We start from the raw sequence: 15,489 nt of genomic DNA, 5'->3' as shown, positions 1-15,489 counted from the left end.
TGCTAATTGGTAATTGCTAATTGGTAATTGCTAATCACCCATCTCCCCCTCTTCCCCTAGCCCCTAGCCCCTAGCCCCTTCTTCTTAACGTTTAACTATTCTTAAACCTTCACGAAAATGAGAAATTGTAGCAATGACGGCTATAGAAAAGTAAAAAATTCGCAGACACCAAAAGCAAGTTGCCATTAACCAAGAAACAATTGTTGGCGGTACTCCTGTTAATTGAACAAATTTTGAGTTGACTTTTTTTTCAAAGTTATCCAAGTCATTCATCTGAACTTGTTTAGTAGGCAGAATTGGAAACTGGGCTGTATATAAGTAGAAACCGAGAAAACCGTCATTTCCCACTCTTTTGTTTAAAAAAGAGTTAGTTAATTTTTCTGCTTGTTCGGGCGATAAAGTCTCTTCTACTCCGACAGTTTGTAGCCAAATATTATATCTGACTACGGGGGTGCTAATAAAAATCAAAGGTACGGAAATTATTAACAAAATAGCACTGGTTTGACGACCTAATTTATGATATAAAAGAACTGTTGCTACACCAAAACCCATGCCCAGAATAGCAAATACTAATATATTTAATAACTCGACAACTTCTATGCCTTTGAATAAATCTCCGACGATAAATATGGGATATAATAACCTGTCTGCCAATAGCAAAGCTGCTACTTTGATTAAGATGGTTATGCTCACAAGAGCAACTGTACAGGCAACATAGGCAAAAGCCCCAAGAATATAGAGTAAAATCAGGCCTAGTAGTTTTAATAACTGCATAGAACTATCAGGTGATTGAGTGCTTAGAGGTGGGATTGGCAAGTTCCCGTTGGGCCGTTTGGGCGATTTCTGTAATCTGTTGCTTGTCAACTGGTAGCGCGATCGCACCAGTATTAACGACAGTAGAATTTTCTGCCCCTAACCAGAGAAGATACTCAATATTACCAGCAGGGCCAACTAAAGGCGACCAAGTTAAACCACGATATTCCCATCCTAAAGCGATCGCGGCACAGCACACCTGATAAATTGCATCCGCTTGGTCAACCGCAGAACGCACGACACCTTTTTTGCCGATGCGATCGCGCCCTACCTCAAACTGCGGCTTCACCAGTAATACTAGCTCTTTTGGTGATATCAATAGCTCCGATAAGGCAGGTAAAATCTTAGTCAGCGAAATAAACGATACATCTGCTACACCCAAATCTGCGTAATTTCCACCATCCTTAAGAGGTAACTCTCCGTAAAGCTCCGTAGCTGTCAAATATCGCAAATTGGTGCGTTCTTTCAAAATCACCCTAGTATCGTTCCGTAACCGCCAGTCAACTTGCCCATACCCAACATCTACACCATAAACCTTAGCCGCACCAGCTTGCAGCAGACAGTCCGTAAAACCTCCAGTAGAAATACCTCCGTCTAGGCAAATTCTACCTGCTACGGGAATATTAAAAACATCCAAAGCTTTAGCTAGTTTTTCGCCCCCTCTGGAAACGAAGGGGGGTCGCTCTTTAATTTTAATGACAGCCAGAATGTCTACCTCGGTACCTGGTTTGTCAATCACCTGTTGATTAACCGTGACTTCCCCAGCCCTAATTAAACGTTGAGCTTGTTGCCTTGAGGCACACAAATCTAAGTTTACCAATAATGCGTCCAGTCTTTGTTTAGCCAAGGAATTTCATTCTGATAGATAAAGTTAGTAAAACTAGCCTAAAGTTTTTTGACATTTTATTACATACAACACAATCAATAATATATTACGACTTGAAATTTTAATTAAATAAATATTTCTCAAGATATAGCAACCGCCAAGGCGATTAGGACGTTCTGAGATCCTGCCACCATAGATTCTCTTCCTTTTTTCCCTTCTGCCCTTTTTTCCCTTCTTTCCCTAGCCCCTAGCCCCTAGCCCCTAGTCCCTAGCCCCTTTTTCCCCTAGTCCCTTCTTCCCCTAGCCCCTTCTTCCCCTACAGTGATTGCTATCACTTATCTCATAGATTACGATCACAAACGAGCATCCGTAGGATCACATAGAAACTCTAGAATTTAGCTGATGATACGAATATAAAACGTCAACTCTCTATAGATTTATATCTAGCAAACCTATGCAAACTTTCGCTAACTTTCCCCTAGAAAATCCCTGCAAAAGCCAAGAAAATCCGATCGCTATTTTCAGCGGTGATATTATTCACATTCTTTATCCTAATGGGGAAGTAGAAGTAACTACCGCTGAGCAAGTCGATCGCCGTCAAACCAAGATGCCCCTGGACAAATGCCTGGTTTGGGGATGTTTTGAAGAGTTTTAAAAGCGGTGGGAACTAAAAAAAAGATTGGTTCGCCCCCAACATCCCAAGCAAAAGAGCGATCGCTCTTTAGCTGCGGTGCCAAAGGAGCGATCGCTCTCTTCCAAACTTGCCCACCCTGCGTACAGCGATGTTCTTTTCCCTCAGCTACCTTCCACTCTGTTAAATAATTGGTAGGAAAGCACAGACGCGATCGCCACCCGCATCAACTAGATATCTTTCTCACTCAACTCACGGATCATGTAATCAAAAGGTTGATCCAAGAAAGCCCCAGTTTCAATTCCTGCTGCTGCCACTTCAGCATTGACAATATCTTTCAAAATGCCAATCCCTACAACCGTCGGTCCAATTGGAACCCCCAGCGAATTGTAAGTTTCCCGCAAGCCTTGAAGCACGCGCTCATCGAGTACATCTGTACTTCCAGCTACCAGCGCGTAAGTAGCATAACGTAAGTAGTAATCCATGTCCCGCAGACAAGCCGCATAGCGGCGAGTAGTGTAGGCATTTCCACCCGGACGAATAAGTTCCGGCTGTTCCGCAAAAAGCTGCGTTCCAGCTTGTTTAACAATCGCCCCAGCATTACCATTAATTACTCTTGCTGCCTGCACTCGTGCAGTACCCGTCCCAAAATAGGATTTTAACCGCTCAATCCCATCCCGGTCTAGATACCGACCCGTCACATCGTAATTTCCAATCAGGCTGGTTACTGCATCCCGCATGAAATTTTTCTCCCAACAAGCTTTATACACAGTTAATTGACACTCCCACCTCTGAAGGCTTCGCCGTGAGCTGTGCCGAACGGAGATGAGATTCTTGACTAAATTTGACACTCCCACCCCGATCGGAGATGGGATTCTTGAGGGCTAGGCGAACCTAACGCGCAATGGCTTAGCCAAAAAGCCTATACACACTCGCTCGAATTCGAGGTTGTGCTTATTTGGTGTTTGTGATTTTGGATGTCTTTATGATTTTACGGGATCGGTCGCCTAAGTCCTAACAAAGCATATTGAATATTTACAAGAATTCCTAATTTACCACATTGGATTAGAGATTTGAGGTGTAAGATTTGAAAGCAATCAGAGCAGGGAGGTAGCAGCAGGCACGCAGATCCTGTTCCCAGCTACAAGACTAAGCTTTTGTATCAAGAAATACAAACTTGTGACAGTCGAATGCCTATGATCGCTCAAATCGTCTGTCAAAGAATCTGCGATCGCCGAGAGATAACCAAAATAAGGAGTTAAGTAATGTTCCAGACCCCACAAGAGTTCTTGAACTACGTTAAAGAAAATAACATTCAGATCATCGACCTCAAGTTTATTGATACGCCAGGTATATGGCAGCACCTCTCGCTCTATCAAGACCAAATTGACGAAACAGCCTTCACGGACGGCGTGCCTTTTGACGGTTCCAGCATTCGTGGCTGGAAAGCGATCAACGAATCAGACATGGCGATGGTACTCGATCCCAAAACTGCCTGGATCGACCCCTTCATGGCAGAACCCACTCTCAGCGTTATCTGTAGCATCATCGAACCTCGGACTGGCGAACCTTACAGCCGCGACCCCCGCACCATTGCCCAGAAAGCTGTAGATTACCTAATTACAACAGGCATCGGCGATACAGCCTTCTTTGGCCCTGAAGCCGAATTCTTCATCTTTGACGATGTGCGCTTCGACCAAAATCAGCACAGCGGCTATTACTATGTAGACTCCGTAGAAGGTCGCTGGAACTCTGGTCGCGAAGAACCAGGCGGCAACTTAGGCTACAAACCCCGCTACAAAGAAGGTTACTTCCCCGTCGCACCGACGGATACCTCCCAAGATATGCGGACGGAAATGTTGCTAACGATGGCCAAATGCGGCGTACCCATCGAAAAGCATCACCACGAAGTCGCCACTGGCGGTCAGTGCGAACTCGGTTTCCGCTTTGGTACCTTGATCAAGGCGGCTGACGACCTAATGACCTATAAATACGTCATTAAGAACGTTGCTAAGAAGTACGGCAAAACAGTCACCTTTATGCCGAAACCGGTGTTCAACGATAACGGTTCCGGGATGCACACCCACCAGTCCATCTGGAAAGACGGCCAACCCCTATTCTGGGGTGACGGCTACGCCAATTTGAGTCAGATGGCACTACACTACATCGGTGGCTTGCTCAAGCACGCACCCGCTTTGTTGGCATTGACTAACCCCAGCACCAACTCTTACAAGCGTTTGGTTCCTGGTTTTGAAGCCCCTGTGAACTTAGCTTACTCCCAAGGAAACCGCTCTGCTTCGATTCGTATTCCTCTGTCGGGGGGCAACCCCAAGGCGAAGCGCTTAGAGTTCCGCTGTCCAGATGCAACTGCTAACCCTTATCTCGCCTTTGCAGCAATGCTTTGTGCAGGTATAGATGGTATCAAGAACCAAATTGACCCCGGCGACTCTTTGGATGTGGATATTTACGACCTCAGCCCTGAAGAGTTAAGCAAGATACCTTCGACTCCCGGTTCTTTGGAATTGGCCCTGGAAGCATTGGAGAAAGACCACGCTTTTATGACCGAGCCAGGGGTGTTTACGGAAGATTTTATCAATACTTGGATTTCTTACAAGTTGGATAATGAAGTCAACCCCATGCGCCTACGTCCCCATCCTTATGAGTTTGGTCTGTACTACGATTGCTAAAAAATTAAAAATTAAAAATTAAAGATTAAAAATGGTAATAATTTCATTTTTAGTTCTTAGTTTTTAATTAATGAATTCGCCGCTAGTTAACGCGGCGTTTTTTATGCTTTGAATTTGATTATAGCAACCGCTTTCAGCGGTTACGATGCTCAGGGCTAGGGGCTAGGGGCTAGGGAAAGAAGGGGAAGAAGGGATAGGGGCTAGGATGCTCCGATGCTCAGGAAAGAAGGGGAAGAGGGGAAGAGAGTCAATGGTTTGGGTCATGAGCGAGTATCCTAACCCTTTCTATTATTGCCTCCTACCCCCTGCCCCCCTGCCTCCTGCCTTCTATTGCGTTACAATTTGAAAAGTGCCTTTACAAAAAAACATAAAACAATGACTGTTGCCTATCCCCACAAACTTCGCAATGCTTTGGGTGCGCGAGAAATTCTAGAGCAGGTAGTGCGCGATCGCGAAATTCATCTGATCACCATCAACCGCTACCGCTACAGCGAGCAGCGCAGTTGCAAAGACCTCACCGATTTAATCGAACTACTCGACGGTAAGCCAGCCGAACTCGTGCGCGACCTTTCCCGCCACATCTCCGACGAGGCCCGCCATGCCTCATGGCTCACAGACTTGCTGATAGATTTAGGCGTTAGTGTCGGTACGCCGCCGGGAGTATTGTATATTAACGAGTTTGAAAAGCTACTCCAGCAGATAGACCCCGCCAAAAATCGGGATGATTTTGTAATTTCTTCCCTAGCCGCAATTAATGTTACCGAAAAACGTGGTTGCGAATACTTTTCAGCTCATATCTACGCCCTGAAAAACGCTCCCCAGACGGAAGAAAACGTCAAAATTCGGGAAACCATCGAAAAGATTTTCCCAGAAGAAGCCGGTCACGTCCGTTGGGGAAACCGATGGCTAGCCCAAATTGCGGCCCAAAGCCCAGAACACCGCGAGAAGGTGGAACAAGCAAGGCGCAAGTATGTGGCGATCGAACAAGCTGCTTTTGAGTCGGGAATGGATATTATGCTGGGTGCTGAACTCCGCCGCGTTAGCAACCTCGTAGATATTGCTAATACAATGCCAATGTGGGAACGCCCTCAATACCTGATGGAACATCTACCGCAGGCATTGCTATCACCTGAGTTGCAAATGACCAGAATTGACGTGGCTCAAAGAGCTTGGCAGCGAGATCCGCAGGCATTTATGGAAAAATTTGTGCCCATGTTTCTCAATGGTATGAAGGGTCTTGAGAATAACCGTACTAAAACAGCGGCTAGTAAGTAAATCTCGCATTAAATACTTGTCATTGTTCGCTGTGCTCCGCAATCGCCGAGTCTCTGCGATTGCTTCGCACAGCGAACAATGACAGATCGTAATATTAAAACTTTAATTGCGGCACGCCTTCCAAAAAAGGGCCGCTCAACATTAACACAGTCATCGGCTCTAAGTTGCCGCTAACCTTCAAATTCTTATCTTTTTGAAACTGCTCGATATCTGTTTTCAAAACACCAGAATTATATCCTAATTTCGTTAAATAATTAATAGCTTGCTGGTCAGTTATGGAGATATCCGTAGAACGGAAAATGGGAATGTATTGTTCCCGCCAAATTCCAGCAAAAGAGGCTTTATTAAAATTAAAAATTCTTCCCCGCGAGGGATCGCCAATAATAGCTACATCGTCGTTCATTGCCAGCAAAGCCACTGCGTGTGGCAGCTTTCTCCCCCCGTCAAACAGCCAAACCGCTAACACTCCAGGGCGATTAATTTGCTGCATTTGCTCCCAACTGGGAGTTAGCTCAATACCATCCATTCCTAAAGCTCTTGCTGCTACAATTAACTGCGGCATCGAAGTTCCTAAACGGCTGGTTCTGGCTAAACGCGCAACACTTGATTCCGTCGCATCCATTCCCCATCTTTTTAATACTGTCGCCAAAGCCGCCGGGGCACAACTGCTGTTAGAAGTTTGTCGAAATACACCATTTGGTTGCAGATTATCTACTAATTCAGGATAAATTGGAGCGAGAAAATAGGATTCAGCCCCCGTAAATCCCCCCAATCCTAACAAGCCAATTAAAATTACTGCGGCTACTTGCGATCGCGCTGTCTCCCAACTGACTGTAAAGCCAATACCGCAGACTCCCGCCAGCATTACCCGCAGCAAAGTCCAAGTCACCTGCATCCCGTGAAAACGCCACTCAATCGGCAAAGCAGGCATTTGAGGCAGATTTAAAGCCAACAGCAGCAAAGCGACATAGAAAGCCAAAAAAGCTAGGGCGATCGCATCTTTGCCCTTAAATAAATCGTTAGCTGTCACTCCCGATCGAACTAAGACGCGCCCGAAACGCATTCCCCAAACAAACAGTAGCGAACTCAGCACCAGTGTGACAACTATTTCCATAGGAGCAAAATTTTGTTGCTTAACTAGCGTTTTAACACGCTCTGCGATCGCCAGTCGGTTTTAAGGCAACGCATTACCTGAAAACAGACTTACCATCAATCTTATAATCAAGACTGATTATTTAAATAAATTCTATTTATTTGGTGGATAGTATTATCCTACAACATTTACTTATCAATCAAATTTAATAATTGTTTTATCATTATAGTTAGAGTAAGGTAGAGTTAATAACCAAGTCAAGAAAACGTGCTGCTCCCAACAAGGGTAGCTCACACAACTCGGCCAATCAAAATATCGCTTTAATTAAAAGTGTCAAGTCAGCAGGGATAGTTTAAAGACTTATGCTCTAGCAATAAATCTTTAGTTCCTGCCTACCTGCGCTCGAAATAGTTCGCTAAACCTCAATTAGCGAACATCAAAAAAGCGCTTTGATAACCTTCAGTGAATGTCGTTACAGAAGATTATGAATTGCAGCGAGGCTAGGCTATGACTAAGTTTTCCGATCAATTTTCTCCCCTTTCTCGGCGTAAGTTTATCGCCACAGCAGGTGCATCTGCCCTGGGTTCAATACTGCTTAAAGGTTGTTTGGGAAATCCCCCAGAACCCGTTGCAGATACCAGTGCTGGCGGCGGTACTGCCACTTCAGTACTTGCTGTTGCCAACGAGAAAAGAGTCGAAGGCATCGAAACTACAAAAATCACCTTGGGATATATTCCCATCGTTGAAGCCGCAGCATTAATTATTGCCCAAGAAAAAGGTTTTTTTGCCAAATATGGCATGACCGAAGTTACAATTGCCAAGCAAGCTAACTGGGGTTCAGCCAGAGATAACGTAGAAATTGGTTCTGCAGGTGGTGGGATAGACGGCGGCCAGTGGCAAATGCCGATGCCTTATCTAATTAGCCAAGGGTTAATTACTAAGAGTAGCGTCCAAATCCCAATGTATGTTTTAGCCCAGTTAAATACTCAGGGAAATGGTATTGCTGTCTCACTTAAACACGAAGGTAAAGGCTTAGGTCTTAAACTAGATCAATCTGCCCACGACTATATTAAAGACCTTGCTAAAGCGGGCACTCCCTTTAAAGCAGCCTACACCTTTCCCAAGGTTAATCAGGACTTCTGGATTCGTTATTGGTTAGCAGCAGGCAACATTGATCCCGATACAGATGTTAGTTTGCTCACAGTACCGCCAGCCCAAACTGTCGCTAATATGAAAACTGGCAGTATGGATGGTTTCAGTACCGGCGATCCCTGGCCGCTGCGAATTGTGAAAGAAAAGATTGGCTTTATGTCAGCCCTTACTTCTCAAATTTGGAAAGGTCATCCAGAGGAATATTTAGCAATTCGTAGCGACTGGGTAGATAAACATCCGAAGGCTACAGAAGCCATTTTAGCAGGATTAATTGAGGCCCAACAGTGGTGTGATAAACCTGAACATCGAGCCGAATTAGTTAGCATTGTTTCTAGTAAAAACTTCTTTGATGTACCTCCAGAAGTTTTAATCCCACCCTATTCAGGTAAATACATGATGGGTGATAACCAACCAGAAATCGACGACTTTAAAATGGGTCCGTTGTACTGGCATGATGGGATTGGCAACGTTTCTTATCCATACAAAAGTCACGATTTGTGGTTCTTAACCGAAAGCGTGCGTTGGGGTTTTCTGCCTACAACAACTTTGACAGATCGCAAGACAATCATTGACAAAGTCAACCGCGAAGATATTTGGAAAAAAGCCGCTAAATTAGCTGGAGTTGCTGAGGCTGACATTCCTACAAGTACTTCTCGCGGTGTGGAAAAGTTCTTTGATGGGAAAGAATTTAATCCCGACAAACCCGAAGATTATCTCAAGAGTTTGGCAATTAAAAAAGTTTGATTCAGTTGACAGTTAACCGTTAACTGTTAATCGTTAATAGTTAACCCAAAATTTAGTCAGGACTTACGCAACTGTCACGCTCAAATCGACTTGTAGAGTGTGTCAGACTAAATTCTATAACGATTATCGAGGGTTTCAGCTTAGTAGAGCACCCTACGATATGTGTCGGTTGTGTAATTCCTGTTAGTCTCGCAAAACCATAGTAAAAACACAGGAGATTAGTAGGATGGCTGTAAGTACAAATCGGAGAGGCGGAGTAAATACTCAAGGAATGTTGGGTGAGTTTTGGAAGAAAAATTCTCAGAGTATTTTACCTCCACTTTTGGGCATATTTGGGTTTCTATTTGTTTGGCAGTTCCTATCAAGTTCTGGACTGATTAAGCTACCGGGACCTAGCAGTTTGTGGACTGATGAACGGACGCGGATTTTACTGATGTATCCTTTTATGAACTCCAAAACTTATGGAGTTGGCTTGTTTTGGCAAACTTTAGCAAGTTTGGAACGGGTGGCGAAAGGCTACACTCTAGCGGCGGTTGTGGGAATTGGTACGGGGGTTTTGGTAGGTACAAACCCTTTTCTTAATAAAGCTTTAGATCCGATTTTCCAATTTCTGCGGATGGTTGCACCTTTGGCATGGGTTCCGATTGCTTTGGCTGCCTTGCAACAAAATGAACCTGCGGCTTTGTTCGTGATTTTTGTAACTTCGGTTTGGCCGATTTTAATCAACACTGCTGAAGGTGTTCGCCAAATTCCTGATGATTACAATAATGTTGCGAAGGTGTTGCAACTTTCGCGGAAGGAATATTATCTAAATATTTTGTTTCCTTCAGCACTTCCCTACATTTTTACAGGCTTGAGAATTGCGATTGGTTTGGCTTGGTTAGCGATTATTGCAGCAGAAATTGTGATGTCGGGGATTACGGGTATTGGCTTCTTTATTTGGAATGCTTACCAGCAAAACTACATCAGCGAAATTTTGTTAGCTGTAGTTTACATTGGCGCTGTTGGTTTGATTCTGGATCGGTTGATGGCTTGGTTGCAGCAAAAGATTGCTCCTCCTCAAGGGAAGTAGTTTGGTTAACTGTTAACTGTTAACTGTTAACTGTTAACTGATAGCTGTGCAAGGCTTACCAAATTTGTCGTTTAGTCAGGGGTTAAAACCCCTGCCTAATAGTGAAAGTCGTCTGAAGACGACTAATAAATATCTCCAGACAAGACTCTGAAAACCAGGTAGGCTGCCTACTATCCAAGAGTGATTGGAAATGTTTAATGCACTAACTATTTTTCAGTCGGTTTTAACCGACTTTAGCTATGAGACAGGGGTTTTAACCCCTGGTGGACTTCGTAAGCTGTTACTGCTAACGAAGAATGCCGATAGCCAACCCAAAATCTACACAGAGGCAAGAAAATCATGTCAACTTTAATTGCAGTAGAACAACTTGAAAAGGTCTTTAATTTATCAGACGGTGGCAAATACATTGCCCTCAAAGGCATAGATCTGGAAATTAAAAAAGGCGAGTTTATATCCTTAATCGGACACTCTGGCTGTGGCAAATCTACTCTGCTAAATATGGTGGCTGGTTTGGATTTACCGACAGAAGGATTAGTAACAATTGAAGGACAAAGAATCACCCAACCAGGGCCCGATCGCATGGTAGTCTTTCAAAACTATTCCCTACTACCTTGGCGCACAGTCAGAGAAAATATTACTCTCGCTGTAGATTCGGTGATGAAAGGCTTACCCAAAGCGGAACGCCTCGATATCATTCAAAAACACATTGATATGGTGGGTTTAACTCCCCACGCCGAGAAACAGCCTGCATTGCTATCAGGAGGACAAAAACAACGGGTGGCGATCGCGCGTGCTCTGGCCTTACGCCCTAAACTATTGCTATTAGATGAACCCTTCGGTGCTTTAGACGCTTTAACTCGCGGCAATTTGCAAGAGAAATTAATGGAAATTTGCCAAGAGTACGAAATTAGTGCGCTGATGGTGACACACGATGTAGATGAGGCCGTGTTACTTAGCGATCGCATCGTCATGTTGACTAACGGCCCAGAATCGAAAATAGGCGGCATTCTCGAAGTAGACATCCCCCGCCCCCGCAAACGCATGGAAGTAGTCTCGCACCCCAGTTACTACGCCCTACGTAGCGAAATGATTTACTTCCTTAACCAACAAAAACGGGTGAAAAAATTAAGGGCGAGAAAAGTACCCGCGATCGCCCGTCACGGCCTCGAAAAAGTCAACCTCGAACTCGGATTCGTCCCCCTCGCCGCCTGTGCTCCCCTCGCGATCGCCAAAGAAAAAGGCCTATTTGCCAAACACGGCCTCGATGAAGTCCACCTCGTCCGCGAAACCAGTTGGCGCGGCATCGTAGATGGCATCGCCGGCGGTTACTTAGATGCCGCGCAAATGCCCTCTGGCATGGCTGTCTGGTTAAGCTTAGGAGGCCATCAAGAGAAGCCGATACCAACCGTTACAGCCCTCACCATGAGCCGCAACGGTAACGGAATTACCCTTGCCAGGCGGTTTTACGACCAAGGGATTTATACTCTGGCAGACTTTAAAGCCATGCTGCAAAGAACACCAGCGCAAACTCACAGGATGGCGATCGTTCACCCCTCCTCTATGCACAACCTGTTACTGCGTTACTGGTTAGCTGCTGGTGGCATTGACCCCGATCGCGATGTGTTGCTGAAAAATATCCCCCCAGCACAAATGATCGTTGACTTACAAGGCGGCACTATTGACGGTTTCTGCGTCGGCGAACCTTGGAACTTGCGGGCCTCAATGGAAGGCGTAGGCTTTACAGTGGCGACGGATTTGGAACTGTGGCCGGGACATCCTGGGAAAATTCTAGGAGTACGGGAAGAATGGGCGAATGCTTACCCCAATACTCACATTGCCTTAATTAAGGCATTGTTAGAAGCTTCTCAGTATTGCGCCGATCCTAATCACGCGGCTGAAGTAGCCGAAATTGTAGCGGGGCGCGAGTATGTCGCCACTGACAAAAATTACATTCAACTCGGCGATCCTAATTCTGCTGCTTGTAATTTGGATACTCCCATGCGGGAATACGCCCACCATTTATTTTATGGGGACGGAGTGAACCGTCCGAGTCGAACTGAACAGTTATGGCACATGGTACAAATGGCACGCTGGGGCGATACGGTGTTTCCGCGCAACTGGGTGGAAATTCTGGAACGGGTGGTGCGAGTTGGCCCCTTTAGTACGGCGGCGCGAGAGTTGGGGCTGTCAGATATTACTTATACTCGCGGTTCTCTTCCCTTGTTTGATGGGTCAGTGTTTAATTCTGACGATCCGATTGGATATCTTAATAGCCTGGAAATTAAACGCGATTTCACAATGGCTGAAGTTGTACTTGATTCGGGTCGTCGTTCGGCTTAGAAAGTTTGAAGAATTAAGGGAATATTTGAATACATAGAGTATGGTGCGTCAGAAGTATAAACCTTTATTCTATAAATCCATAATTTCGTCTGACGCACCCTACAAACTTCCTTCGCAATCGACAGTTAAACGTTAACAATCAACAATCAACAACAAGAAATTTAAACCCATGACTAATACTGCCCTCAACGAGAAAAACTCGAAAACTAGCCTTAATCAAGGAAGCGTTCGCCGCCAGCCTTTTTTGGTGATGGACAATGTTTATAAGTCCTATCCAAATGGTTATAAGGCTTTAGAAAATGTCAACTTGAACATAGCCGAAGGAGAGTTTATTACAATTATCGGACACTCCGGTTGTGGTAAATCAACGCTATTAAATATGGTGTCGGGTTTTAGCCAACCTAGTCAAGGAACCGTAACGATTAATGGGCAGAAAATTACCAAGCCTGGCCCGGATCGGATGGTTGTCTTTCAAGGTTACGCTTTGCTACCTTGGCGGACGGTGTTTGAGAATGTTTATTTGGCAGTTAATGCGGTATTTCCCAATAAGTCAAAAGTCGAGAAAAATGCGATTGTTAAAGAGCATTTAGCTATGGTAGGCTTGACTGAAGCTGCGGAGAAAAGGCCGCCGCAAATTTCCGGGGGGATGAAGCAGCGGGTATCGATCGCGCGGGCTTTGGCAATTCGCCCCCAGGTGCTAATTTTGGATGAACCTTTTGGGGCTTTGGATGCAATTACTAAGGAAGAATTGCAGGAAGAATTGCTGAAAATTTGGAACGATCATCGCTGTACGGTGTTGATGATTACTCACGATATTGATGAAGCTTTGTTTTTGGCCGATCGCTTGGTGATGATGACTAATGGGCCGTCGGCGACAGTTGGTGAAGTTTTGCAAATTCCTTTTCCGCGTCCTCGCGATCGCGTGCAAATCATGGAAGATCCAGAATATTATAATCTGCGAAATTATGCCCTAGATTTCCTCTTCCGCCGCTTTGCCCACGATGACGATGCTTAATCATTTTGGCATTGAGGATTAACTAGGGGAATGTTGGAGCATTTAAGCTCTAGCATTTCCCTATTTTTAGGGGAATATCGCTCACAATGCTTAACCAGTTTAGCATTGAGGATTAATTAGGGGAATGTTGAAACATTTAAGCTCTACCATAATCAACAATCTCAGCAGAATGTCGCTGCGGGGGCAATTTTCCCAATTCCGGTGATAAGAACGATGATAACACGCGATACTATTGTTATAGATATATATCAACCGCCACAACGGTTAAGATACTCACTCATGGCCCAAACTATTGACTCTCTTCCCTTCTTTCCCTAGCCCCTAGCCCCTAACCCCTAGCCCCTAACCGCCTTGGCGGTTGCTATAGCTCAAAACAATAAACTACACAGTTTTATGACTACCACCGATCCTAACGTACAAACAGTTTCTACTGAAAGCCTTTCCAGTTCCGATATTATCACCAATGAATTAATTTCTGATGCAACGACTATCAGCTATGTAGAAGAGATTGAAACTGTCATTGCCAGTATGGCCATCGATCAAAAAGTAATGGTCGGCAAAAATGAAACAGGAGGGCATCGTTGGGAATTTAAGTACGGCAGCGTTGAGGTATTTGTACAACTTACAGGGGAAACTGAAGATGACTCCTTGACTGTTTGGGCTGCTGTACTGCCGTTACCTGCTAAGAATGAACCACTGTTAATGCGGAAGTTGCTAGAAATGAACTGGCTGTCAACTTATGAATCTCATTTTGCAATTGTTGATAGCCAAATTGTAGTAGTATCAACTCGCACTTTAGCGGAGTTATCGCCAGGGGAAATTTCCCGCGCCATTACCGTTGTTGCAACAATTGCTGATGATTATGACGACGCTTTGCAAGCTGAATTTAGTTAACTGTTAATTGTTAACAGTTAGTTGTTAGTTGTTAGTTGTTAACTGTTAATTGTTAACAGGGCAATTCCTTTTACCTCGTAAGTTGTAAGGTGGGCGCTCGCCGACCATCATTTGTGGCTATAACTTACAATATTTTTGGCGGCGAGCGCCTACCCTACATTTAATGATGTTTGTCTGTATTACCAATTACCAATTACCAATTACCAATTACCACTTAATATGTGGCGTATAATTCCCTTGATGTCCGCATCTGGAACCGTTCAAATGGCAATTGATGAATGGTTGCTAGAACAACACCGTTTGGGAAAACATCCGCCAACTTTGCGGTTTTATACTTGGGAACCAGCGGCGATTTCTTTGGGTTATCACCAGCGGCGCTGGCCTGAATTTTGGCAGGAAATAACTTGGCAAGGAATGCCTTTAGAATTAGTTAAACGTCCTAGTGGTGGACGTGCTGTCTTGCATCAAGGGGATTTAACTTATGCTGTAATTGCGTCAGAATTGGGTAAAAATCGCACAGAAGCTTATCAAATTATCTGCCAATTTTTGATTGAAGGTTGGCGATCGCTTGGTTTAGATTTACATTATGGTTCGGCGGGACGAGGTTATATTCATAACCCTAATTGTTTTGGTACTGCAACAGGTGCGGATTTAGTTTCGGCTGAGGGTTTTAAATTTATTGGTAGCGCTCAATTACGGCGGGGTGATGCTATTTTACAGCATGGTTCTATGCGTTTGCAACCAGATAATAGCTTATTTACTCAGGTATTTGGTGAGGAAATGAAGGCTGTGCAATTACGTTTATCTCAGCGGGGAGATAGTTTGATTGAAATTGTAGTTGAGGCTTTGACTTTAGCAGCTACACGCTGTTTCGATATTGAGTTAGTGGTGCAGCCTTTATCAGAGGAAGAGTGGGAGGCTATTTTGCTAATGGCTAATGGCTAATA

The 15,489-nt window shown here is 44.6% G+C and carries 14 protein-coding genes; 10 read left to right on the top strand and 4 right to left on the bottom strand.

Going from position 1 to position 15,489, the window contains the following annotated elements:
- Positions 1-84: 84 nt before the first annotated feature.
- Entirely contained in the window at positions 85-774 is a 690-nt protein-coding gene (locus OSCI_RS14575; protein WP_007355766.1) for a hypothetical protein, read from the bottom strand.
- A gap of 7 nt (positions 775-781) precedes the next feature.
- On the bottom strand, positions 782-1,660 hold the full coding sequence (locus tag OSCI_RS14570; RefSeq protein ID WP_007355765.1) for a TlyA family RNA methyltransferase: 879 nt from the start codon (positions 1,658-1,660) through the stop codon (positions 782-784).
- A gap of 433 nt (positions 1,661-2,093) precedes the next feature.
- On the opposite strand from OSCI_RS14570, the gene OSCI_RS14565 reads away from it, so the two are divergent.
- Positions 2,094-2,294: a hypothetical protein gene (locus OSCI_RS14565; RefSeq protein WP_007355764.1), complete on the top strand. Its 201-nt coding sequence runs from the start codon at positions 2,094-2,096 to the stop codon at positions 2,292-2,294.
- A gap of 5 nt (positions 2,295-2,299) precedes the next feature.
- Entirely contained in the window at positions 2,300-2,461 is a 162-nt protein-coding gene (locus OSCI_RS29995; protein WP_155523402.1) for a hypothetical protein, read from the top strand.
- 39 nt (positions 2,462-2,500) lie between these two features.
- Here the strand turns inward: OSCI_RS29995 and apcB are convergent, their stop codons facing one another.
- Positions 2,501-3,010: an allophycocyanin subunit beta gene (apcB, locus tag OSCI_RS14560; RefSeq protein WP_007355763.1), complete on the bottom strand. Its 510-nt coding sequence runs from the start codon at positions 3,008-3,010 to the stop codon at positions 2,501-2,503.
- Positions 3,011-3,535: 525 nt separating this feature from the next.
- On the opposite strand from apcB, the gene glnA reads away from it, so the two are divergent.
- Positions 3,536-4,957: a type I glutamate--ammonia ligase gene (glnA, locus tag OSCI_RS14555; RefSeq protein ID WP_007355762.1), complete on the top strand. Its 1,422-nt coding sequence runs from the start codon at positions 3,536-3,538 to the stop codon at positions 4,955-4,957.
- Positions 4,958-5,332: 375 nt separating this feature from the next.
- Positions 5,333-6,232, top strand: a complete 900-nt coding sequence (locus tag OSCI_RS14550; RefSeq protein WP_007355761.1) for a ferritin-like domain-containing protein — start codon at positions 5,333-5,335, stop codon at positions 6,230-6,232.
- A 94-nt stretch (positions 6,233-6,326) separates the two neighbouring features.
- Here the strand turns inward: OSCI_RS14550 and OSCI_RS14545 are convergent, their stop codons facing one another.
- The gene (locus OSCI_RS14545) at positions 6,327-7,346 is read right to left on the bottom strand and encodes a cysteine peptidase family C39 domain-containing protein (RefSeq protein WP_007355760.1); all 1,020 of its coding nucleotides are present in this window, start codon (positions 7,344-7,346) and stop codon (positions 6,327-6,329) included.
- A 486-nt stretch (positions 7,347-7,832) separates the two neighbouring features.
- Here OSCI_RS14545 and OSCI_RS14540 point away from each other — a divergent pair, with 486 nt between their 5' ends.
- The 6 genes from OSCI_RS14540 to OSCI_RS14515 all read left to right on the top strand — a co-directional run bounded on the left by OSCI_RS14540 (position 7,833) and on the right by OSCI_RS14515 (position 15,487).
- Positions 7,833-9,221, top strand: coding sequence for a CmpA/NrtA family ABC transporter substrate-binding protein (locus OSCI_RS14540; RefSeq protein ID WP_007355759.1), 1,389 nt, complete (start codon positions 7,833-7,835; stop codon positions 9,219-9,221).
- A 226-nt stretch (positions 9,222-9,447) separates the two neighbouring features.
- Positions 9,448-10,293 carry a nitrate ABC transporter permease gene (ntrB, locus tag OSCI_RS14535; protein WP_007355758.1) on the top strand — a complete coding sequence of 282 codons (846 nt, stop codon included), beginning with the start codon at positions 9,448-9,450 and terminating at the stop codon, positions 10,291-10,293.
- 339 nt (positions 10,294-10,632) lie between these two features.
- Complete coding sequence (locus tag OSCI_RS14530) at positions 10,633-12,633, top strand: nitrate ABC transporter ATP-binding protein (RefSeq protein WP_007355756.1); 2,001 nt, start codon at positions 10,633-10,635, stop codon at positions 12,631-12,633.
- 169 nt (positions 12,634-12,802) lie between these two features.
- Positions 12,803-13,648, top strand: coding sequence for a nitrate ABC transporter ATP-binding protein (locus tag OSCI_RS14525; protein ID WP_007355755.1), 846 nt, complete (start codon positions 12,803-12,805; stop codon positions 13,646-13,648).
- A gap of 393 nt (positions 13,649-14,041) precedes the next feature.
- The gene (locus tag OSCI_RS14520) at positions 14,042-14,542 is read left to right on the top strand and encodes a YbjN domain-containing protein (RefSeq protein WP_007355753.1); all 501 of its coding nucleotides are present in this window, start codon (positions 14,042-14,044) and stop codon (positions 14,540-14,542) included.
- 219 nt (positions 14,543-14,761) lie between these two features.
- Positions 14,762-15,487 carry a lipoate--protein ligase family protein gene (locus OSCI_RS14515; RefSeq protein ID WP_007355752.1) on the top strand — a complete coding sequence of 242 codons (726 nt, stop codon included), beginning with the start codon at positions 14,762-14,764 and terminating at the stop codon, positions 15,485-15,487.
- Positions 15,488-15,489 lie beyond the last annotated feature (2 nt).

It is taken from the genome of Kamptonema sp. PCC 6506, assembly GCF_000180455.1.
Taxonomy (GTDB): domain Bacteria; phylum Cyanobacteriota; class Cyanobacteriia; order Cyanobacteriales; family Microcoleaceae; genus Kamptonema; species Kamptonema formosum.
The sequence above is the reverse complement of the archived record's forward strand: the minus strand, read 5'-3'. Positions and strand labels throughout refer to the sequence as shown.